This window comes from Pseudomonas sp. KUIN-1 (assembly GCF_009176725.1).
Lineage (GTDB): Bacteria > Pseudomonadota > Gammaproteobacteria > Pseudomonadales > Pseudomonadaceae > Aquipseudomonas > Aquipseudomonas fragariae.
Genome location: NZ_AP020337.1, coordinates 4,439,273 through 4,461,024 on the forward strand (window position 1 = coordinate 4,439,273; position 21,752 = coordinate 4,461,024).

Annotated in this window: 18 protein-coding genes and 1 pseudogene; 12 read left to right on the forward strand and 7 right to left on the reverse strand. The window is 60.2% G+C overall.

Features of this window, described 5'->3' with window-relative positions; translation table 11 throughout:
• The first annotated feature begins 336 nt into the window (after positions 1 to 336).
• Entirely contained in the window at positions 337 to 807 is a 471-nt protein-coding gene (locus KUIN1_RS19870; protein WP_003402365.1) for a MaoC family dehydratase, read from the forward strand.
• 171 nt (positions 808 to 978) lie between these two features.
• Positions 979 to 2,610, forward strand: a complete 1,632-nt coding sequence (locus KUIN1_RS19875) for a pectate lyase family protein (protein ID WP_148193625.1) — start codon at positions 979 to 981, stop codon at positions 2,608 to 2,610.
• A gap of 217 nt (positions 2,611 to 2,827) precedes the next feature.
• Here the strand turns inward: KUIN1_RS19875 and KUIN1_RS19880 are convergent, their stop codons facing one another.
• Both KUIN1_RS19880 and KUIN1_RS19885 read right to left on the reverse strand, forming a co-directional pair.
• Positions 2,828 to 2,986, reverse strand: a complete 159-nt coding sequence (locus KUIN1_RS19880) for a hypothetical protein (RefSeq protein WP_003402363.1) — start codon at positions 2,984 to 2,986, stop codon at positions 2,828 to 2,830.
• A gap of 100 nt (positions 2,987 to 3,086) precedes the next feature.
• Positions 3,087 to 3,428: a hypothetical protein gene (locus KUIN1_RS19885; protein ID WP_003402362.1), complete on the reverse strand. Its 342-nt coding sequence runs from the start codon at positions 3,426 to 3,428 to the stop codon at positions 3,087 to 3,089.
• Positions 3,429 to 3,661: 233 nt separating this feature from the next.
• On the opposite strand from KUIN1_RS19885, the gene rapA reads away from it, so the two are divergent.
• Positions 3,662 to 6,508: an RNA polymerase-associated protein RapA gene (rapA, locus tag KUIN1_RS19890; RefSeq protein WP_152092217.1), complete on the forward strand. Its 2,847-nt coding sequence runs from the start codon at positions 3,662 to 3,664 to the stop codon at positions 6,506 to 6,508.
• A 396-nt stretch (positions 6,509 to 6,904) separates the two neighbouring features.
• Positions 6,905 to 9,196 (forward strand): putative bifunctional diguanylate cyclase/phosphodiesterase, encoded by a 2,292-nt coding sequence (locus KUIN1_RS19900; protein ID WP_103714870.1) that lies wholly within the window; start codon positions 6,905 to 6,907, stop codon positions 9,194 to 9,196.
• Positions 9,197 to 9,346: 150 nt separating this feature from the next.
• Here the strand turns inward: KUIN1_RS19900 and KUIN1_RS19905 are convergent, their stop codons facing one another.
• On the reverse strand, positions 9,347 to 9,652 hold the full coding sequence (locus KUIN1_RS19905) for a DUF2288 domain-containing protein (RefSeq protein ID WP_011268691.1): 306 nt from the start codon (positions 9,650 to 9,652) through the stop codon (positions 9,347 to 9,349).
• Here KUIN1_RS19905 and KUIN1_RS28100 point away from each other — a divergent pair.
• The 8 genes and pseudogenes from KUIN1_RS28100 to KUIN1_RS19945 form a co-directional block, all read left to right on the forward strand.
• Positions 9,651 to 9,902, forward strand: a pseudogene (locus tag KUIN1_RS28100) (hypothetical protein); the annotation flags it as partial. The gene KUIN1_RS19905 and the pseudogene KUIN1_RS28100 overlap by 2 nt on opposite strands.
• 75 nt (positions 9,903 to 9,977) lie before the next feature.
• Entirely contained in the window at positions 9,978 to 11,102 is a 1,125-nt protein-coding gene (locus KUIN1_RS19915; protein WP_011268692.1) for a branched-chain amino acid ABC transporter substrate-binding protein, read from the forward strand.
• Positions 11,103 to 11,329: 227 nt separating this feature from the next.
• The gene (livH, locus tag KUIN1_RS19920; RefSeq protein ID WP_011268693.1) at positions 11,330 to 12,253 is read left to right on the forward strand and encodes a high-affinity branched-chain amino acid ABC transporter permease LivH; all 924 of its coding nucleotides are present in this window, start codon (positions 11,330 to 11,332) and stop codon (positions 12,251 to 12,253) included.
• Complete coding sequence (locus KUIN1_RS19925) at positions 12,250 to 13,515, forward strand: high-affinity branched-chain amino acid ABC transporter permease LivM (RefSeq protein ID WP_011268694.1); 1,266 nt, start codon at positions 12,250 to 12,252, stop codon at positions 13,513 to 13,515. The genes livH and KUIN1_RS19925 overlap by 4 nt, the downstream gene beginning before the upstream one ends.
• Positions 13,512 to 14,279: a high-affinity branched-chain amino acid ABC transporter ATP-binding protein LivG gene (livG, locus tag KUIN1_RS19930; RefSeq protein WP_011268695.1), complete on the forward strand. Its 768-nt coding sequence runs from the start codon at positions 13,512 to 13,514 to the stop codon at positions 14,277 to 14,279. Before KUIN1_RS19925 ends, livG begins: the two co-directional genes overlap by 4 nt.
• On the forward strand, positions 14,280 to 14,981 hold the full coding sequence (locus KUIN1_RS19935) for an ABC transporter ATP-binding protein (RefSeq protein ID WP_003402343.1): 702 nt from the start codon (positions 14,280 to 14,282) through the stop codon (positions 14,979 to 14,981). It begins immediately after the preceding gene.
• Positions 14,982 to 15,237: 256 nt separating this feature from the next.
• Entirely contained in the window at positions 15,238 to 15,918 is a 681-nt protein-coding gene (locus tag KUIN1_RS19940) for a COG3650 family protein (RefSeq protein ID WP_003314432.1), read from the forward strand.
• 97 nt (positions 15,919 to 16,015) lie between these two features.
• On the forward strand, positions 16,016 to 17,629 hold the full coding sequence (locus KUIN1_RS19945; protein WP_003402342.1) for an NAD(P)/FAD-dependent oxidoreductase: 1,614 nt from the start codon (positions 16,016 to 16,018) through the stop codon (positions 17,627 to 17,629).
• A gap of 220 nt (positions 17,630 to 17,849) precedes the next feature.
• On the opposite strand, the gene KUIN1_RS19955 is transcribed toward KUIN1_RS19945, so the two are convergent.
• The 4 genes from KUIN1_RS19955 to KUIN1_RS19975 form a co-directional block, all read right to left on the reverse strand.
• Positions 17,850 to 18,314, reverse strand: a complete 465-nt coding sequence (locus KUIN1_RS19955; RefSeq protein WP_003314430.1) for a glycine zipper 2TM domain-containing protein — start codon at positions 18,312 to 18,314, stop codon at positions 17,850 to 17,852.
• A 147-nt stretch (positions 18,315 to 18,461) separates the two neighbouring features.
• Positions 18,462 to 19,109: a pyridoxamine 5'-phosphate oxidase gene (gene pdxH, locus KUIN1_RS19960; RefSeq protein ID WP_152092218.1), complete on the reverse strand. Its 648-nt coding sequence runs from the start codon at positions 19,107 to 19,109 to the stop codon at positions 18,462 to 18,464.
• A 74-nt stretch (positions 19,110 to 19,183) separates the two neighbouring features.
• Positions 19,184 to 20,344: an OmpA family protein gene (locus KUIN1_RS19965; RefSeq protein ID WP_011268698.1), complete on the reverse strand. Its 1,161-nt coding sequence runs from the start codon at positions 20,342 to 20,344 to the stop codon at positions 19,184 to 19,186.
• Positions 20,345 to 20,497: 153 nt separating this feature from the next.
• Positions 20,498 to 21,646 carry a serine hydrolase domain-containing protein gene (locus KUIN1_RS19975; RefSeq protein ID WP_152092219.1) on the reverse strand — a complete coding sequence of 383 codons (1,149 nt, stop codon included), beginning with the start codon at positions 21,644 to 21,646 and terminating at the stop codon, positions 20,498 to 20,500.
• Positions 21,647 to 21,752: the final 106 nt, after the last annotated feature.

Sequence of the window (21,752 nt, forward strand, 5' to 3'; positions counted from 1 at the left end):
GCGGACGTTAGCAGTTAAAGTGCCGCAGGCAAATAATCGTCCGGGCCTCATCAGCAGCATGAATCTTGTCTCTGTTCAGACTGAAATCCGTCGCCGGCGATACACTGCCCAAGGCAATCGGGCTGGCAAAGACACTTGCCCGATAGCGCAATAGCTGTATTCACACAACGTTTGCTTATTATTTGCCTTGAATGTGATCCGGGGAGCGCCAGCAAGCGTCTGAATGATCTTGTCCGCGCATTGGCGGCGACAGGTCATCAAGTGTTACAAATCGAGGCCAGGTCGGATTGCACGAACCGGCGCGCTTCAATTCATTTTTATTGTCAGGACAGCCACATGACTCAAGTCACCAACACGCCTTACGAAGCCCTTGAAGTCGGTCAGACCGCCAGCTACAGCAAGACAGTGGAAGAGCGTGATATTCAACTGTTCGCCGCCATGTCCGGTGACCACAACCCGGTCCACCTGGACGCCGAATACGCCGCCAAGACCATGTTCAAGGAGCGCATTGCCCACGGCATGTTCAGCGGCGCGCTGATCAGCGCGGCGGTTGCGTGCGAGTTGCCTGGCCCCGGCACCATCTATATCGGTCAGCAGATGACCTTCCTCAAGCCGGTAAAACTGGGCGATACCCTGACTGTGCGCCTGGAAATCCTGGAAAAACTGCCGAAGTTCCGCGTGCGCATCGCCACCCGCGTTTTCAATCAGAACGATGAGCTGGTTGTAGACGGCGAAGCCGAGATTCTCGCCCCGCGCAAGCAGCAGACCGTCGACCTGACCGTATTGCCCGAGATCACTTTCGGCTGATACCGCGCACGGGCGTGCGCCACGCAGCGCGCACGCCCGACTCGCCAGTGGCCTGAACAAAAAATTCATGATGCATCCGGAACTGCTTTTCTGCGCTTTCCACTCAGGGAACCAGTAGCGCTCCCTTATCCGGGTCACGAATTGTTCATCCCACAGGCGGGGAAATCAGCCATGAATACGATCAACAGAAACTACTACCCCGTCTCCGGGATTCCTGCGCAGGACGCCCCGGCACAGACCGATCAACTGCCGCCTCAAGGCCAGGGCATCAAGCCGGGCCACAATAGCAACCTGATCGACTTCGGCCTGACACAGCAGGCCAATGGCCCGCACTCCTCGCTGAATACCTTGGGCTCCAGAGTCCAGCCGACTGACACGAACACGTCTTCAAATATGCCGGGTGGCAACGGTGAGCAGGTACTGAACAAACTTGTGCAAGCGATCCGCAACATCCTCAACAACCTGCTCTCGCTGCTGGAAGGAAATCTACACAACGGCTCTGGGCCTGCACAGCCTCAACGCGATCAGACGCCGACGCTCGCTCAATCGCCCTCTTCCGCCTCCCCTTCCTCGTCGCCGCCTTCAACACCTCAGGGCAACGCAGAAAAACCCTTTGTGGTGCAGAACGATCACCCTTCAGAAAAACCTGTATCACTGCAAAAGAATACAGAGCCGACGTCCGCTGCGCCGTCACAAACAGCACCCCGGACGACCGAGCGAAGCAGTGCCACCCCAGACAAGACACCCGCCAGACCCGATGCGGTAAACCCGGCAGTGGTCCATGACCTTGCGCTGCCGAAAACTTCGACGGACACCACCGCCAAACCCGATAACACGGTTAACGCAGCCAAAACCGCGACCCCGGCCGCGCATGGCCAGGGCGCGGACATGTCCGGCATCATGGGTTTCGCCAAAGAGGCCAACACCACCGGCGGTAACGGCGGCGAAGTCGTCACGGTCAATACCGTGGCGGACCTCAAGAAGTACATGGAGGACGACAAAGCCCGCACCGTCAAACTGGGGGCCAACCTGTCTGCCGACAGCAAGGTGACCATCAACTTTGGCGCCAACAAGACCCTGCTGGGCACCGACAAGGGCAACAGCCTGCACAACATCTACCTGGCCAGCGGCAAGACCGCCAGCAATGACATCTTCCAGAACCTGAACTTCGACCACGACAGCCGTTATCGCGAAAACGGTGACATGCAGATGTTCATCAGCAGCGGTCAGAAATACTGGATCGACCACAACACCTATTCAGGCACCAAGGATCAGAACGCCAAAGGCCTGGACAAGCTGCTGTATGTCGGCGGGACGGCAGACAACGTCAGCCTGACCAACTCTAAATTCCAGAACAACGAATACGGCGTGATTCTTGGTCAGCCGGACGACTCCGCTCAAGCCAAGGCCGAGTACAAGGGTTACCCGCGCATGACCATCGCCAACAATGTGTTCAGCAACCTTGATGTTCGCGCACCCGGCCTGATGCGTCATGGGCAATTTGATGTGCTCAACAACTCGATCGACAACTTCCATCTTGGCTTCACCGCGACGGGGGATGCGACCATCCTTTCGCAGGACAACTATTTCGCGAAAGGCGTGGATGTTTCCGACAAGGCCAGCAACTCCGGCGTGCTGGATGACTATGGCGATGCGCACTTCAAGGACATCGGCAGCAATGTCAGCTTCACCCAGAAGTCACCCGTGACCGCCTGGACGCCGAGCTATCAGCGCGACATCAAGACCGCCGAAGCCGCCAGAGCCTATGACCTGGCCAATGCCGGCGCCAAAACCGTGAGCTGATAGCGCGCGGCGCTCGATGCAGGGCGCGGCATGCAGACGAAAAAAAGGGCGACCGAAGTCGCCCCAAGTGCCTTGCGTGCTCATTGAATGCGGGAGGCGCGTGTCCGCCCGCAGCGCATTCGATGGAGCAAGATTAAGGCAGCGTGCATAAAGACGAGTTGATCCAGATCAGCTGTTGTAAAACCAAACTGATCAGATCAAGGGTGTGGCGGCGGGATCAGCGCTTTTTAGGCTTTTTGCCGGACTTTTTCGGCTTGCCCAACGGCATGGCCTGCTCGAAGGCATTGCGTACTTCATTGAGGCGCTTGTCATTCAGATCGTGGATACGCCTGGCGCGCTCGGCACCCAGGTCGATCAGTTGTGCATCGTCGCTCATGGCTTGCGGTTCTCGAACACGGGGAATCAGGACCAATAATGCTCAATCGCGGCAGCCCTGACCAGTCCCGTGACCCGCACAGACATGGGCAGTGCAGCGATCAGATCTGAATATCCACCCAAAGCCCCTGGCGCGGCTCATCGTCGATGAGCGGTACGACGGGTACGGTGTTGTCGGCGTTCAGCGAGTCACCCGGGACCACCAGCCCCACGTATTCCTCGGCTTCTGCGCCGCCATGAGCCTGCTGCTGTTGCTGCTGGCGCTGTTGCTCTTCACGCAACAGCAACGCGCTGCGCTCAGTATCTTCATTGCGCAGGTCGATGGAAGTCTCGCTGGAGCTCTGCTGAACCGGCGCTACAGGCGGAATGTCCGGCATGCGTTTGGCCGGATCCAGCTGTGATGTCACAGGCACCACACTTAACGGAAGCATAGGTTGCAGCATGGTTTTATCTCCTCTTACCGGGGTGTCGGCCGTGCACGAGGCAACTTGAACCGGGCTGAAATAGCCAGTAGTGGTTTATAAGATCTTTTTTGACCCCTCTCAGTGAAATAAGTGTCATGGAACCAAAAATTCGATAGGTTCCGGCGCTGACCATGAGTTTTTTCACGCCGCCTTTGGCCTTCGGGGCGCGTTCCGTTAACATACTCAGCTTTTTCAAGCGGGAGACAGGCAGCATGGCGCAGCAGTATCAACCGGGGCAACGCTGGATTAGTGACAGCGAAGCCGAGCTGGGTTTGGGCACCGTTCTGGCACAGGACGGCCGCTTGTTGACCGTGCTCTATCCGGCCACTGGCGAAACACGTCAGTACGCACTGCGTAACGCGCCGCTGACCCGCGTGCGCTTCTCCCCTGGCGACGTGATCACGCACTTCGAAAACTGGAAAATGACCGTTCGCGAAGTCGACGATGTCGATGGCCTGCTGGTCTACCACGGCCTGAACGCACAGAACGAACTGGTCACGCTGCCGGAAACCCAGTTGTCGAACTTCATCCAGTTCCGCCTGGCGACCGACCGTCTGTTCGCCGGCCAGATCGACCAGTTGTCGTGGTTCTCGCTGCGCTACAACACGCTCGAGCATACCAGCCGCCAATTGCAGTCCTCGCTCTGGGGCCTGGGTGGCGTGCGCGCACAGCCTATCGCCCACCAGTTGCACATCGCTCGTGAAGTTGCAGATCGCATCGCGCCACGCGTTCTGCTGGCCGACGAAGTGGGCCTGGGTAAAACCATCGAAGCCGGCCTGGTGATCCATCGCCAACTGCTGTCGGGCCGCGCCAGCCGCGTACTGATCCTGGTCCCGGAAAACCTCCAGCACCAGTGGCTGGTGGAAATGCGTCGCCGCTTCAACCTGCAGGTCGCACTGTTCGACGCCGAGCGCTTCATGGAAAGCGATGCCGGCAACCCGTTCGAAGATACCCAGCTCGCGCTGGTTGCCCTGGAATGGCTGGTGGAAGACGAAAAAGCCCAGGACGCCCTGTTTGCGGCAGGCTGGGACCTGATGGTGGTTGACGAAGCGCACCACCTGGTCTGGCACGAAGACAAGGCCAGCCGCGAATATTCGCTGGTCGAACAGCTGGCCGAAGTCATTGCTGGCGTACTGCTGCTGACCGCGACGCCGGAACAACTGGGCCAGGACAGCCACTTTGCCCGTCTGCGCCTGCTGGACCCGAACCGTTTCCACGACCTCAAGGCCTTCCGTGCCGAGAGCGAGAACTATCGCCCGGTGGCTCAGGCCGTTCAGGAGCTGCTCGACAAGGGCAAGCTGTCCGCAGCAGCACAAGAGACCATTCACGGCTTCCTGGGTGCCGAAGGCGATTCGCTGCTGGCCGCGGTGAATACCGGCGACGAAGAAGCCAAATCGCGTCTGATTCGCGAACTGCTCGACCGTCATGGCACCGGCCGCGTGCTGTTCCGCAACACCCGCGCCGCGGTGCAGGGCTTCCCGGAGCGCAAGCTGCATCAATACCCGCTGCCCTGCCCTGTCGAATACCTCGAATTGCCGGTCGGCGAGCACGCCGATCTTTACCCGGAAGTCAGCTTCCAGTCGCATTCGGACGTCAGTGAAGAAGAGCGCTGGTGGCGCTTCGACCCACGCATCGACTGGCTGATCGATACCCTGAAAATGCTCAAGCGCGTCAAGGTGCTGGTGATCTGTGCCCACGCCGAAACCGCCATGGACCTGGAAGACGCGCTGCGTGTGCGTTCCGGCATTCCTGCCACGGTGTTCCACGAAGGCATGAACATTCTCGAGCGCGACCGTGCCGCGGCCTATTTTGCGGACGAAGAGTTCGGCGCCCAGGTGCTGATCTGTTCGGAAATCGGCAGCGAAGGCCGCAACTTCCAGTTCTCCCACCATCTGGTCCTGTTCGATCTGCCGTCGCACCCGGACTTGCTGGAGCAGCGTATCGGGCGTCTGGACCGGATCGGCCAGAAGCACACCATCGAGCTGCACGTGCCTTTCCTGGAAACCAGTCCGCAGGCCCGCCTGTTCCAGTGGTATCACGAAGCGCTCAACGCGTTCCTCAATACCTGCCCGACCGGCAACGCCCTGCAGCATCAGTTCGGCCCGCGCCTGCTGCCGCTGCTGGAAAGCGGTGACGACGACGAGTGGCAAACCCTGATCAATGAAGCCCGCAGCGAACGCGAGCGTCTGGAAAGCGAACTGCACACCGGTCGCGACCGCTTGCTGGAGCTCAATTCCGGCGGCGCTGGCGAAGGTGAAGCGCTGGTCGAAGCAATCCTCGATCAGGACGATCAGTTCAGCCTGCCGATCTACATGGAAACCCTGTTCGACGCGTTTGGCATCGACAGCGAGGACCATTCGGAAAACGCCCTGATCCTCAAACCGAGTGAAAAGATGCTCGACGCCAGCTTCCCGCTGGGCGACGACGAAGGCGTGACCATTACCTACGACCGCAATCAGGCGCTGTCCCGCGAGGATATGCAGTTCATCACCTGGGAACACCCGATGGTGCAAGGCGGCATGGACCTGGTGCTGTCCGGTTCGATGGGCAACACCGCCGTGGCACTGATCAAGAACAAGGCGCTCAAGCCGGGCACCGTTCTGCTCGAACTGATCTACGTCAGCGAAGTGGTTGCGCCTCGTTCACTGCAGCTGGGACGTTATCTGCCGCCTGCCGCGCTGCGCTGCCTGCTCGACCCGAATGGCAACGATCTGGCCAGCCGTGTGTCGTTCAACACGCTCAATGATCAGCTCGAAAGCGTGCCCCGTGCCAGCGCCAACAAGTTCATCCAGGCCCAACGTGACCAACTGACCCCGAGGATCAACGCGGGCGAAGAGAAAATCATGCCGAAACACGCCGAGCGCGTCGCCGAAGCGCAGCGTCGCCTGGCAGCCGACACCGAAGAAGAACTGGCCCGCCTGACGGCATTGCAAGCGGTCAACCCGACCGTGCGCGACAGTGAACTGGTGGCTCTGCGCACTCAACGTGAACAGGGTCTGGCCATGCTTGAAAAAGCGGCCCTGCGTCTGGAAGCGATCCGGGTACTGGTCGCAGGCTGAGGCCGGTTACACACCCGCCTGCCACGCCCATGCACCGCATGGGCATGGCGCTCCTGCTCAGGCTATGACGCAGAGCGTCATGAAAGGCATTCCCACGCTGGAGCGTGAGGAACGATGTGTACCGTAACCAAGCCCATGCTCCGCGATATCCGCAACACCCCCTATCGTGCGCCTGTTCCCGATATCCGCAACACCCCCTATCGTGCCCATGCTCCGCGTGGGTATGTCTTTCCGGACGCTCTGCGTCCTCCCAATCATAGCGTCCAAACGCGCCAGCCATCACTTTGATGCCAAATTGGCACCTCGTGTATTGGCAGGTTGTAAACAGCTTCTATACTCAGCTTACAACGCCAGGCTTTCAGCCCTGGCGCCCTTGCAGTGAGAATAGGGCAAGCTATGGATTGGCTGGGTTTGAACGTATTCGCTGACCCACCAGCGGACGTGAAATTATTGATCGACTGTAGTCACAACCTGTTTCTGGTCGCGCTGGCTTACGGCGTGGCCTGTGCTGCGTGCTTTGCCACGCTGGATATTGCGGACCGTGTCATCCAGGTCGACGCCCTCAAAAGCCGTCGCCTCTGGAAAGCGCTGGGCGCGTTGTGCCTGGCCGGTGGCGTGTGGGCGATGCACTTCATCAGCATGCTGGCCTTTCAGGCACCGCTCAAAATCGCTTACGACCTCTCCATCACGCTGATTTCCCTGCTGATCGTATTGATTACCGCATTGGTGGCCATGCGAGCACTGACAGTCCCGGAACTGACTCTGAGACGCTGCCTGATCAGCGCGGTGGTGATGGGGGTCGGCATCAGCGTCATGCACTACCTGGGCATGTCGGCCATGCGCTCCACTGCCACGCAGTACTACGAGCCGCGGATGTTCGCCCTGTCGATTCTGGTCGCAGTCCTCTCCAGCATTGCGCTCCTGACACTGCCGCGGCACTTGCGCCAGTACAACGGCATGTTTCATCAGATGTTCCGATATGCGGTCAGCCTTCTGCTGGGCGCGGGCCTGTTGACCATGCACCTGATGGGCATGAAGGCGCTGCGGCTGGTGATCCCGGAAGGCACTGAGCTGCACGGGCCCGCCACCGAAAACAGCCAACAGCTGGGGCTGACCATCGCGGCCATCGCCCTGCTGATCATCGCCGGCAGCATCAGTGCGGCAATGGCTGACAAGAAACTGCAAGGCAAGGAGCATGACCTGCAGCGGGTCAATGCACTGCTTACCCAGCTGGATCAGGCACGCGTCTCGCTTCAGCAGGTTGCGCATTACGACCCGCTGACCAATCTGATCAACCGCCGCGGTTTCAATCAGATCTTCGCCGAGAAGCTGCAGGAGCACACTTACAACAACGGCATGCTCGCAGTGATGTTCCTCGACATCGACCACTTCAAGCGCATCAATGACAGCCTGGGCCATGATGCGGGTGACGAGCTGCTCAAAGTGATAGCCGACCGCATCCGTGGTGCTACCCGGGTTCAGGACGTGGTAGCGCGCTTCGGCGGCGATGAATTCTGCATCCTGCTGAGCATTCCGGACTACGAAGAGGCACGACACCTGGCCCATCGGGTCATGCAAAAAATGAAAGAGACCATCGCGCTGGCAGGAAGACGCATGGTCATGACCACCAGTATCGGTATTGCCGTGTTCCCGCGTGACGGTTCGACCTGCGATGAGCTGCTCAAGCACGCGGACCTCGCGCTCTACCAGTCCAAGGACAAAGGGCGCAACGGCGTCAACTTCTTCAACCCGGCGCTCAAGACCAAGGCCAGTCTGGAGCTGCAACTGGAAGAAGAACTGCGCAATGCCCTGCGCGAAGGCACGGGGCTGCAGGTGTACTACCAGCCTATCGTCGACATGCGCACCGGCCACGTTGCCAAGCTCGAGGCGCTGGTGCGCTGGAATCATCCGCACCACGGCCTGCTGGTACCCGCCCGCTTCATCGGCATTGCCGAAGCCAACGGCCTGATTGCAGAGCTGGATAACTGGGTGCTGCGCCGCGCCTGTCACGACCTGCGCACTCTGCATCAGGAAGGGCTGGAACAGCTGATCATCTCGGTCAACTGCTCAGCGCTGACGCTGGGCCGCAACGAGTTGGTCGAAGAGGTTGAACGGGCGCTGGCCGATGCTGACGCAGCGCCTGGACGGCTGGAACTGGAGGTCACCGAAAATGCCTTGATGGGCAACATCAGCAACACCATCCTGATGCTCAAGCACATTCGCAGCCTGGGTGTTTCCCTGTCGATCGACGACTTCGGCACGGGTTACTCGTCGCTCGCCTATCTCAAGCGGCTGCCACTGGACACGCTGAAGATCGATCGTTCGTTCATTATCGACATTCCCCAGTCACCGCAGGATATGGAAATCGTTCAGGCAATCCTCGTCATGGCGCATACCCTGCGCTTGAAAGTCGTGACGGAGGGCGTCGAAACCCAGGCTCAGCTGGAGTTTCTCAGGCAGTTTGGCAGTGATTACGTACAAGGTTATATGTTCAGCAGGCCTCAGCCGCTGGAGCGAATCCTGCCCCTCGCCAGACAGATGAATGAGCGTGAGGCCAGCTTGCAGTGGTCTGCCCTGCCACCACCGTATGCCCACGGACCTGACATCGGGATATCAGAAGCATCGGATGTGTTCGCCGAACTGTCTGACAGTGACGATTTCGCCAGTCACAGACCTGTTCGCACCTGAAGCGGCGCTGCATGGAACCATCGCCGAAAAGCCAGCACAGCCCGCTGAAACCGCCACCTCGAAAGGTGTGGTTTTACGCTACGCGGGCTGCCAAAGAGTTACCTTCCAACTCACCCGCGAAAACCGCAAGGCACCCAACTGGTGCGCAAATCATTCCTGCGCCCTGTTTTGAATCAATACCCAGGGTGCCACTACTACAGCCCACAGCACTGGATCTGTCTCCACCAGCTCAAGCGCCTTGGTTTCAGACACCTTGCCAACCTGCCCTTCAGCCAGCCATGCAGACACCCTGGCTGCATCATTTTCGGCCACTGCCTCGGCGACTTCGATCAAATCCAGAGGCAGCTCGACCCACAACAGGGCACCCTTGGCAAAGAATGGTTGCAATTCAGTCCAGGTGATTGAGGCCGTTTCGCCAAGCAGTTTGGCATAGAGGGTGCTAGGTTCTTGCGTCATGGGTTTCACCAAAAAGAAAATCGGCGCAATGATAGCGCCGAGTTTCCCACCGGCAAGCCCAGAAGCAGGCGATTTATCGCAGGGAAGTGCAGATAACCTTATGGATCTGAAGTGATTTCAGACACTCAAGCGGTTCGATTCTGTAACTTTCTTTCGATTAGGCGACACGCACAGGTTTGTCCCCGGACGCCCGGCTTTCCAAGCCCGCGAACGGCGCTCTAAACTGTTCCGGTACAGTTGGCGGTGCGGGACAACCGGTGATCGAATCGGTCCTGGAGCCTTGGCCATCAGGATTATAAAAACTACAACGCAAGAGTGGAGCATCATGACTAAGGGTACCAATAAGCTTTCAAGGCTGTTTGCCGCACTGGTTATGGCGGGGGTTGCCAGCCATTCGTTCGCAGCTGACACCATCAAGATCGGCATCGCCGGCCCCAAGACCGGCCCTGTCGCCGAATACGGCACCATGCAGTTCAATGGTGCCAGGATGGCCATCGAGCAGATCAACGCCAAAGGCGGCGTAGATGGCAAAAAGCTTGAAGCCGTCGAATATGATGACGCCTGCGATCCGAAACAGGCCGTTGCGGTCGCCAACAAGGTGGTCAACGACGGCGTGAAATACGTGGTCGGCCACCTCTGCTCTAGCTCCGCCCAGCCAGCCTCCGACGTTTACGAAGACGAAGGCATCATCATGGTGACCCCGGCTGCCACCAGCCCGGAAATCACCGCGCGCGGCTACAAACTGGTGTTCCGCACCATCGGTCTCGACAGCGCCCAGGGTCCGGCCGCTGGCAACTACATTGCCGACGTCGCCAAGCCGAAAATCGTTGCAGTGATCCACGACAAGCAGCAGTACGGCGAAGGTATCGCGACAGCCGTCAAGCAAACGCTGGAGAAAAAAGGCGTCAAGGTTGCACTGTTCGAAGGCATCAACGCTGGCGACAAGGACTTCTCCTCGCTGATTCAAAAACTCAAGCAGGCCAACGTCGACTTCGTCTACTACGGCGGCTACCACCCTGAGCTGGGCCAGATCCTGCGCCAGTCCAAGGAAAAAGGCCTGAACGCCAAGTTCATGGGCCCTGAAGGCGTCGGCAACGAGTCGATCTCGCAAATTGCTGGCGAAGCTTCCGAAGGCCTGCTGGTCACCCTGCCAAAATCCTTCGACCAGGACCCGGCCAACCAGGCGCTGACCGAGGCCTTCAAGGCCAAGAGTCAGGACCCGAGCGGCCCGTTCGTGTACCCGTCCTACTCCGCCGTACAGGTCATTGCTGACGGCATCGCTGCCGCCAAGTCCGAAGACACCACCAAGGTGGCTGCTGCCATCCACGCCGGTACCTTCAAGACGCCAATGGGCGAGCTGAGCTACGACGAAAAAGGTGACCTGAAGAACTTCCAGTTCGTGGTCTACGAGTGGCACTTCGGCAAGCCCAAGACCGAAGCCGCCAAATAAGCTGCTTGCGTTAACCCTCAAAGCCCACTGCCAGCGCAGTGGGCTTTGTTTTACGAATCCAGGCCCGTACGCAGGTTTCGGCAACCCGAACTGTATGCACGAGGCCCCCTGAAAATCTTAAAACCGTCAATAGCGGTTCCTTGACAGCGCAACAGGCTACGCATCGACAGAATGCCACCCCGGCGCACGTCAGAGAAATGCAGATCAGGTTTTTAGGAGCGCGGTAAATGCCCGAGTTATTCCACTACATGCAGCAGCTGGTCAATGGCCTGACCATTGGCAGTACGTATGCATTGATCGCCATCGGTTACACGATGGTGTACGGCATCATCGGAATGATCAACTTCGCCCATGGCGAGGTGTACATGATCGGTTCCTATGTCGCTTTCATGGCACTCGCCGGTCTGGCGATGCTGGGTATTCACAGCCTGCCGCTGCTGATGATTGCCGGTTTTGCCGCTGCGATCATCGTGACCAGTGCCTACGGATACAGCATCGAGCGTGTGGCCTACCGTCCGTTGCGCAACAGCAACCGTCTGATCCCCCTGATTTCTGCCATCGGCATGTCGATCTTTCTGCAGAACTCGGTCCAGCTTTCCCAGGGCTCCGGCAACTTCGCCATCCCCAACCTGCTGCCCGGCAGCCTCTCGTTCGGGCCTGGTGGCGCCGAGGAAGTGCTGATTTCCTACATGCAGATCGTGGTGTTCGTCGTCACCCTGCTGGCCATGACCGGCCTGACCCTGTTCATCTCCCGCTCGCGAATGGGCCGCGCCTGCCGCGCCTGCGCCGAGGACATGAAGATGGCCAATCTGCTGGGCATCAACACCAACAACATCATCGCCCTGACCTTCGTGGTCGGTGCTGCACTGGCCGCCGTCGCCGCCATGCTGCTGAGCATGCAATACGGCGTGATCAACCCCAACGCCGGCTTCCTCGTCGGCCTGAAAGCCTTCACGGCTGCAGTACTGGGCGGTATCGGTTCGATCCCGGGTGCCGTGCTCGGTGGTCTGGTGCTGGGCGTCGCCGAAGCCTTCGGTGCCGACATTTTTGGTGATCAGTACAAGGACGTCGTGGCTTTCGGCCTGCTGGTCCTGGTGCTGCTGTTCCGACCGACCGGCATTCTGGGTCGTCCGGAGGTTGAGAAAGTATGAGCAAGTCTTTCAAACAGGCGCTGTTCAGCGCCGCACTGGTCTGGGCTGTAGCCTACCCGGTGTTCGGCCTGAAACTGGCCTTTTCCGGCGTCACCCTGCAAGTGCAGAACGCCAGCCCGCTGACCCTGACCATCATTGCCGTGTGTTCGGTCCTGCTGTTTCTGCGCGTATTGTTTGCCGAGCAGATCAGCGGCCTGCGTCGCGGCTCCGACAAACCGCTGATCCCGCAAAAAACCAGCGACTTCCTGACCCAGCCGAAAACCCAGCGCTGGGGCCTTGCGGCGCTCATCGTGCTGGCCTTCATCTGGCCATTCTTCGGGTCGCGCGGTGCGGTGGACATTGCCACGCTGATCCTGATCTACGTGATGCTCGGCCTCGGCCTGAATATCGTGGTCGGCCTGGCAGGTCTGCTTGACCTGGGCTATGTCGGTTTCTATGCGGTCGGCGCCTACAGCTATGCCCTGCTGTCGCACTATTACGGGCTCGGCTTCTGGATCTGCCTGCCGATCGCGGGGCTGATGGCGGCGCTGTTCGGGTTCCTGCTGGGCTTTCCGGTGTTGCGTCTGCGCGGCGACTATCTGGCCATCGTGACGCTGGGGTTCGGCGAGATCATCCGCATCTTCCTGCGCAACCTGACCGATATCACCGGCGGTCCGAACGGCATCAGCAACATCGAAAAGCCGACCTTCTTCGGCCTGACTTTCGAGCGCAAGGCTGCTGAAGGCATGCAGACCTTCCACGAGTTCTTCGGCCTGCCGTACAACTCGATCAACAAGGTCATCTTCCTCTACCTGATCGCCCTGCTGCTGGCACTGGCGGCGTTGTTCGTCATCAATCGCCTGCTGCGCATGCCGATCGGCCGGGCCTGGGAAGCCTTGCGCGAAGACGAAATCGCCTGTCGCGCACTGGGTCTGAACCCGACCGTGATCAAGCTCTCGGCCTTCACCCTTGGCGCTGCGTTCGCAGGTTTCGCAGGTAGCTTCTTTGCTGCACGTCAGGGTCTGATCACCCCGGAATCGTTCACCTTCATCGAGTCGGCAATCATCCTGGCCATCGTGGTGCTGGGTGGCATGGGCTCGCAACTGGGCGTGATTCTCGCGGCCATCGTGATGATCCTGTTGCCTGAGCTGATGCGTGAGTTCAGCGACTACCGCATGCTGATGTTCGGCGCGCTGATGGTGCTGATGATGATCTGGCGTCCACAAGGCTTCCTGCCGATGCAGCGCCCCGAAATGAAATTGAAAGCGGAGCTGCCGAAATGAGCCGCCCATTACTGCAAGCCACCGGCTTGAGCATGCGTTTTGGCGGCCTGCTGGCGGTCAATGGCGTTGCCCTGACCGTCAATCAGGGGCAGGTCGTATCGATGATCGGCCCCAATGGCGCAGGCAAGACCACAGTCTTCAACTGCCTGACCGGGTTCTACCGGCCGAGCGCGGGCACGATTCTGCTGGACGGTGAGCCGATCCAGGGCCTGGCTGGTCACCAGATCGCGCGCAAGGGCGTGGTGCGTACCTTCCAGAACGTGCGCCTGTTCAAGGACATGACCGCCGTGGAAAACCTGCTGGTTGCCCAGCACCGGCATTTGAACACCAACTTCCTGTCCGGCCTGTTCAAGACGCCCGCGTTTCGCCGCAGCGAACGTGAAGCCATGGACTACGCCGAGCACTGGCTTGAGGCGGTCAACCTGCGTGAATTCGCCAATCGCCCTGCCGGGACGCTGGCCTATGGTCAGCAACGCCGCCTGGAAATCGCCCGCTGCATGATGACGCGTCCGCGCATTCTGATGCTCGACGAACCGGCGGCGGGTCTGAACCCCAGGGAAACCGATGATCTGAAAGCGCTGATCGGCGTGTTGCGCAGCGAGCACAACGCGACGGTCCTGCTGATCGAGCATGACATGAAACTGGTGATGAGCATTTCCGACCACATTGTGGTGATCAACCAGGGCACGCCTCTGGCCGATGGCACGCCGGAGCAGATTCGTGACAATCCCGATGTGATCAAAGCCTACCTGGGGGAAGCGTAAATGCTGCAGTTCGAAAACGTTTCCACCTTCTACGGCAAGATCCAGGCGCTGCACAGCGTCAACGTGGAAGTACGCCAGGGTGAAATTGTCACCCTGATCGGCGCCAACGGCGCGGGCAAGTCCACCCTGCTGATGACCCTGTGCGGCTCGCCGCGCGCCCACAGCGGCAGTATTCGCTACATGGGCGAGGAACTGGTCGGGCTGGAGTCGTCGATCATCATGCGCAAGAGCATTGCCGTGGTGCCGGAAGGCCGCCGGGTATTTGCGCGCCTGACCGTTGAAGAGAACCTGGCAATGGGCGGTTTCTTCACGGAAAAGGAGGATTATCAGGAACAGATGGACAAGGTCCTGCAGCTTTTTCCACGCCTCAAGGAACGCTTCAATCAGCGCGGCGGCACCATGTCCGGTGGCGAACAACAGATGCTGGCCATCGGTCGCGCACTGATGAGCAAGCCCAAGCTGCTGTTGCTGGACGAGCCTTCACTGGGTCTGGCGCCGATCATCATCCAGCAGATTTTCGAGATCGTCGAACAGCTGCGCCGCGATGGGGTGACGGTGTTTCTGGTCGAACAGAACGCCAACCAGGCCCTGAAAGTCGCTGATCGCGCCTACGTACTGGAAAACGGCCGCGTGGTCATGCAAGGCACAGGCGAAGAACTGCTGGTCGATCCGAAAGTGCGGGACGCGTATCTGGGCGGCTAAGCGCACGCCACGTCCGGAGAGGCCGAAACGGTTTTGCAGGAGCGAATCGGCCGACGCTTCGCCTGTTCGCGAAGGCGTTCGTTTAAACGATGTATTTTCGTCGAACAAAACGGCCCTTTCGCGAACACGTTCGCTCCTACTGTCAGAGTCAGGCCTGCACGATAGTCAAAGCCACTGCTCGCGCGATAAGCATCCCGCCCCTTGTGATGCACCTCCAGTCTGAGTAACGTGGCGGCACCTGTCTGGAGACCACATCATGTTTGCTGCCCGTTCCGTCCTCGTATTTGCTCTTCTACCGCTGTTTGCCGGGTGTCAGTTGCTCGGTAAACAGACCGAGGAACCGAAGGTTTCCACGGCGGGCATGCTCCGTATGCAGGGCGATCTGACCGGGGAGAACGGCCAGTTGCTGTTCAAGCCGTGTAACGAGCAGCGTCGCTACGTGGTCAAGGATCGCGGCAACACCGGCATTCTGCAGGAAGCGGCCTCGCTGGCGGACAGCAAGGGCACGGTGTTTGCCGATCTGCGCGGCAGCTTTGCCGCGAGCAAGGCGGCCAACAGTGACGGTCAGCTGGACCTGCATCAGCTGTACCGCGTCGAACGTCCAGGCCAGGCCTGTGAAGACCTCAACTTCAAACGCCTGACATTGCACGTCAATGGCAACAAACCCGCCTGGAACGTCAATGTCAGCGGCAAGGGCATGGTTCTGGAGCGCGAGGGCGTCGCGCCACTGGCGTTGCCCTACGTGGAAGAGAAGCTGCCGGACGGCAGTTTCAGCGTCAGCAGCGAAGCCAACAACCAGCGTATCGAGATATGGGTCGCACCACAGCGCTGCGTCGACAGCGTCGACGGCTCGGTGCAACACCTCACCGCAGAGCTGCGCATCAACGGCCAGGCCCAGCGTGGCTGCGGTTATTACGGCGGTTCACGCGACGACTGATCGCCCAGGCTCGCCGCCAAAGGGGTTCAGCGCTTATAATCGCCGGTTCTTGTAGTGCTGTCGGGCTGAACCTGCGGCCCGAAAACTGGACCCCTTAATGTTACGAATCACCGAACTCAAGCTGCCGATCGATCATCCGGAAGAAGACCTGCGCGTTGCGCTCTTGAAGCACCTGGGTATCGACAGCGGCGAACTGCTGGACTTTACCCTCTTCAAACGCAGTTACGACGCGCGCAAAAAGTCTTCCGAGCTGTGCTTCATCTACACCATCGACTTCCAGGTCAAGGATGAAGAGGCACTGTTGCGCAAGCTGGCCAACGACCGCCACGTCGGCCCGGCACCTGATGTCAGCTACAAAGTCGTCGGTCACGCTCCCGAGGGGCTGACAGAGCGCCCGATCGTGGTGGGTTTCGGGCCCTGCGGTATCTTTGCCGGGCTGCTGCTGGCGCAGATGGGCTTCAAGCCGATCATCCTCGAGCGCGGCACCGAAGTTCGTCAGCGCACCAAGGACACCTGGGCGCTGTGGCGCAAAAACGTACTCAACCCCGAGTCCAACGTGCAGTTTGGCGAGGGCGGTGCCGGGACCTTTTCCGACGGCAAGCTTTACAGCCAGATCAAGGACCCGAAATTCATCGGCCGCAAGGTGCTGCACGAGTTCGTGAAGGCCGGCGCGCCGGAAGAAATCCTCTATGTCAGCAAACCGCATATCGGCACGTTCCGCCTGACCGGTGTGGTCGAGAACATGCGCCATCAGATCGAAGCGCTGGGCGGCGAAGTGCGCTTTCAGCAGCGCGTGACCGACGTGATGATCGAGGACGGCCAATTGCTGGGCGTGCAGCTGGACAGCGGCGAACAGCTCGAGTCCCGGCACGTGATTCTGGCGCTGGGCCACAGTGCCCGTGACACCTTCCGCATGCTGCACGGCCGTGGCGTGTTCATGGAAGCCAAGCCGTTCTCGGTGGGCTTCCGCATCGAACACCCGCAATCGTTGATCGACCGTGCGCGACTGGGCAAATATGCCGGTCACCCGAAGCTCGGCGCAGCCGATTACAAACTGGTGCACCACGCCAGCAACGGCCGCTCGGTCTACAGCTTCTGCATGTGCCCTGGCGGCACGGTCGTGGCAGCCACGTCAGAGCCCGGCCGAGTGGTCACCAACGGCATGAGCCAATACTCGCGCAACGAGCGTAATGCCAACTCGGGCATCGTGGTCGGTATCTCGCCGGAACAGGACTACCCGGGCAGCCCGCTGGCCGGTATCGAATTGCAGGAGCGTCTGGAGTCTCACGCCTATCTGCTCGGCGGCAGCAGTTACGAGGCCCCTGCGCAACTGGTCGGCGACTTCATTGCCGGCAGGGCCTCGACAGCCCTGGGCAGCGTTGAACCGTCCTACAAGCCGGGCGTGAAGCTGGTGGACCTTGCCGAGGCTCTGCCCGCCTTTGCCATCGAAGCCATTCGTGAAGCCCTGCCTGCGTTCGACAAGCAGATCAAAGGCTTCTCGCTGCACGACGCCGTCCTGACCGGCATCGAAACCCGTACCTCGGCACCGCTGCGCATTACCCGCGGGCCGACTATGCAGAGCCTGAACACCAAAGGCCTTTACCCGGCCGGTGAAGGCGCTGGCTATGCGGGCGGGATTCTCTCGGCTGGCGTGGACGGCATTCGGGTGGCCGAAGCGCTGGTGCGGGACATGCTGGGGATCGAGGGCTGAGCCCAGGGTGACTATCGTTCCCGCGATCCGTGCGGGAATGTATTTCGTGACGCGCCGCGTCACACATAAAAGCTGCGGTTCACCGTCAGGATCGGACGCGGAGCGTCCAGAACTGCATGCCAACGCAGAGCATTGGTACGATATTCACGCGCCATGCCTGGCGCACCAATAAAAAACCCCGAGCATTGCGGCTCGGGGTTTTGCTGTGCGGTGTTGCAGATCAGTGGGTAACGCGGCTGGTGCCGTTGACGCTCATGATACGCACGCGCTCGCCGACCCGGAAAATCTCGTTTTCCTGAACCTGCTGCACGTAGGCACGCATGCTGCCGTCGTCCTCACGCACGGTGATCTCGACACCTTGCGTACGGGTCAGGCCTTCCTCGGTCGCCGAACCCAGCAAACCACCGGCCACTGCGCCGATCACCGCTGCCACGATACTGCCGCGACCACCGCCGATGGCGCTACCGCCCACACCACCAACGACTGCACCCGCCGCGCCGCCGATCGGGGTCTTGGTGCCCTCGATCTTGACCGGACGCAAGGATTCGATCGTCCCCATGCGAACTGTCTGTACGGTCCGGGCCTCGTCACGGGAGTAGGAATCACCGGTCAGATTCGAGGTACAGCCGCCCAGCGTCAGAGCCATGGCAGTGAACGAAGCAACCAGAAGAGCAGACTTGCGCATAAAAGGAATCTCCAGAGGAATCAGTGGCCATTAGACTACCCGACAAAGGTGCTGTCACGGCCCCGAGCCTGCAAATTAAATTGATTCAGGCCTCATACAGCCATAGCCCGTATAACGCTCAGACGATTGGCCAAACGAATAATTCAATCAGGGTGCAAGGCGCTCACGTGTCCATCTGTCGTCTATCAAACGATAGTTCAAACGGTCGTGAAGTCGACTGGAGCGACCCTGCCAGAACTCGATTCGCTCGGGCAAAAGACGATAGCCACCCCAGTGCTCGGGGCAGTGTGGCTGGGTGTCTGCGAAGCGTTGTTCCGTCTGTCTGATCAGGCCTTCCAGTTCGTCGCGATCCGCGATTACACGACTCTGTGGCGAGGCCCATGCCCCCAGACGACTGCCCAGGGGGCGCACCTGGTAATAAGCGTCGGACTCTTGCGCAGAGACTTTCTCGACCCGCCCCTCGATACGCACCTGGCGCTCCAGTGTCGGCCAGAAGAAAGTCATCGCGGCAAATGGACGGGCAGCCAGTTGCTGGCCCTTGGCGCTTTCGTAGTTGGTGAAAAACGTGAAACCCTGAGTGTCGAGGCCCTTGAGCAGCAAGACGCGGCAATGTGGACGTCCTTCCTCATCAACCGTCGCCAATGTCATGGCGTTAGCCTCGACAGGCGGCTGCTCGGTGTTCACCGCATCGGCGAACCATACATGGAAGAGTGCAAAGGGCTCGTCCGGCGATTGCGCTTCGGTCAACCCGTCGCGCGTGTAATCACGGCGCATATCGGCCAGGGTCTGGGTCATGGTCTGGTTCCTGCGAGGGCACGGATCGACTCCACGCGAAGCGTCAGTGACGATCCGCGTGGGTGCTGACAGGCTTAGTTACTGGCCTGGCTGTCATCCTTCTTGGCGGGCGTTGTGCTCTTGGCCGGAGCCTTGGCCGCCGCTTTGGTCGCTGCCGGCTTCTTGGCCGCTGCGGTGGTCTTGGCTGGCGCGGCCTTCTTGGCGGTGCTGGCCTTGGCCGGTGCAGCTTTCTTGGCGGTGTCTTTCTTCGCAGCGGCTTTCTTGGCCGGTGCGGCGGCAGGTGCCGGAGCAACCGGCTTGACGTCCTGGGTAGCAACCATGGTCGGCGCCACTGGCGGCAGTGCATAGCGGCTCATCAGCGCGCGCATGGTGTCCTGCGGCGTCATGAGAATCTCGACCCGGCGGTTGAGCGCACGACCCTGCAGGCTGTCGTTGGCGGCGCGCGGCATCACCGCACCCATGCCACGCTGGCTGAGGCGGTTACGCTCCAGGCCACTGAGACGGAAAATCGCGGCAACCGACTGCGCGCGTTCCTGGCTGATCTTCTGGTTGGCGTCGGTAGGACCCGACGTGTCGGCATGACCGAGAATCAACACGGCAGTTTTCTGATCGCCTTCGACCACCTTGGCCAGACGGGTGATCGGACCCAGCGTGTTGGGCAGCAGCATGGCTGGACGGTCAGGGTTGAACGAGCTGTCGACTGGCGCGGTGATTGCCAGCAGGTCTTCGCGGCGCTCCAGCTGGAACGGGCTGTCCTTGATTGCAGCGCGCAGGCGCGGCTCGTACTCGTCCAGCCACGCCTGGGTCACTTTCGGATCAGGCATCGGCAGCGCTTTAGGCTCGTCCTTGGCGGAGTCGTTGCCAAACGGCCACCACCACTTGGTGTCGGTTTCCGACTTGGCGACCATCGACGGCGCCGCTGGCTTGGCTGCCGGTTTGTCGGCAACGGCATCAGGTTTGGCCTGAGCACTGTCGCTGGAGCCGAACGGCCAGTACCACGGCGCGCTGTTTTCAGCACCCGTCGCAGGTGGCGGCGTTGCAGCAGCCTTGGCAACCGGAGCGGGCGCCGGGCTCGGTGCCGGAGCCTTGGCAGCGGTGCCTGCGTCAGCGGACTCGCTGCCGGAACCGAACTGCCACCAATGGCCTCCGGTTGCAGCAGAGTCGGATTGTGGGGTTTGGGCACAGCCGGTCACGGCGATGCACAGGGCGAGAACGAGGCTTTTATTAGACGACATGGGTAACCCGCAACGGTTTTGATCAGACAGAAGGACGTAACTACGCCGGTATAACATGCATAAAGATGCAGTTGGAAAAAGAAACCGTCGTACGGTTCCTGTTACAGCCATTTAACTGACAGTCGGTATGAAACAAGCACTTATAGCCGATACTTACTGCAAACACTCACGCAGAACCCCGACCATTTTCTGAGCGCGTGGGTCCATCAGAATGTAGGGCCCCAACGTATTGGTAACGAAGCCAAAGGCAACCTCGTGATCGGGATCGGCAAACCCTACCGAACCGCCCGCCCCCGGATGGCCAAAGACCTTGGGCCCCAGGCCGTAAGTCGCGTTGGCAACGCCTGGCTGATCGAGCATGCAGCCCAGCCCCAGACGGGTCGAGGTCAGTAATGTCTTGTCCTGACCGAGACTGTGTTCACGGGTCAGCTCGCTGAGCATGTCTGCTTCAAGCAGGCTGCCATCGAGCAAACCGTTATAGAAACCGGCAAGACTGCGCGCATTGCCGTGGCCGTTGGCCGCCGGTTGCTGCATGCGCCGCCACTCCGGCTTGTTGGTGCTGGTCATGATCGACGGCGGGTTGGTGAACGCCTTGGCGGTGATCGAAGCCGGCTCGCGCATCGTCGCCTGCAGCACGCGCTGGGCAGCGTCGTCACCGGCATTGCCTTTGCCACGCGCGATGTGGGCAACGCGATGAAACTGGTCATCGGCCAGGCCCACATGAAAATCCAGCCCCAGCGGGCGGGCAATACGCGCCGCAATGGACTCCCCCGGGCCTCGGCCATCGGCGCGGCGCAGCATCTCGCCCACCAGCCAGCCATAGGTGATCGCCGCATAACCATGCCCCTGGCCCGGGGTCCACCAGGGTTCTTCGGCTGCCAGGGCGGCGGTCATGGTGTCCCACTGGTAAAGCGCTTCGGCGGGCAACGGTTCACGCACCGCGGGCAGGCCGGCCTGATGGCAGAGCAATTGGCGCAGAGTGATGGAAGCCTTGCCCGCCGCGGCGAATTCGGGCCAGAGCCTGGCCACGGGCTCGTCCAGTTGCAACTTGCCCTCTTCGACCAGTTGCAGAACCGCCACACTGGTGAAGGTCTTGGTGCAAGAGAACAGGTTGAGAATAGTGTCGGTGTGCCACGCCTCGGCACCGTCCTTGTCGGCAGTGCCCGCCCACAGATCGATAACGGTCTGGCCGCCGACCTGAATGCACAAGGCAGCGCCGCGCTCCTGAGGGTCGTCAAAGAGCGCCGCAAAGGCTTCACGTACTGCTTCGAATTGAAGTTCGTAATGACCCTGGATCTGCAACGGCTGACTCCTGACTGCAACATGAGCCCGACGACAGGCTAAACGGCCCGTATTGTTTCAGTGATCGAGCGCTTTGGGAACAGATGTGAAACGCTCTTCATCTTTG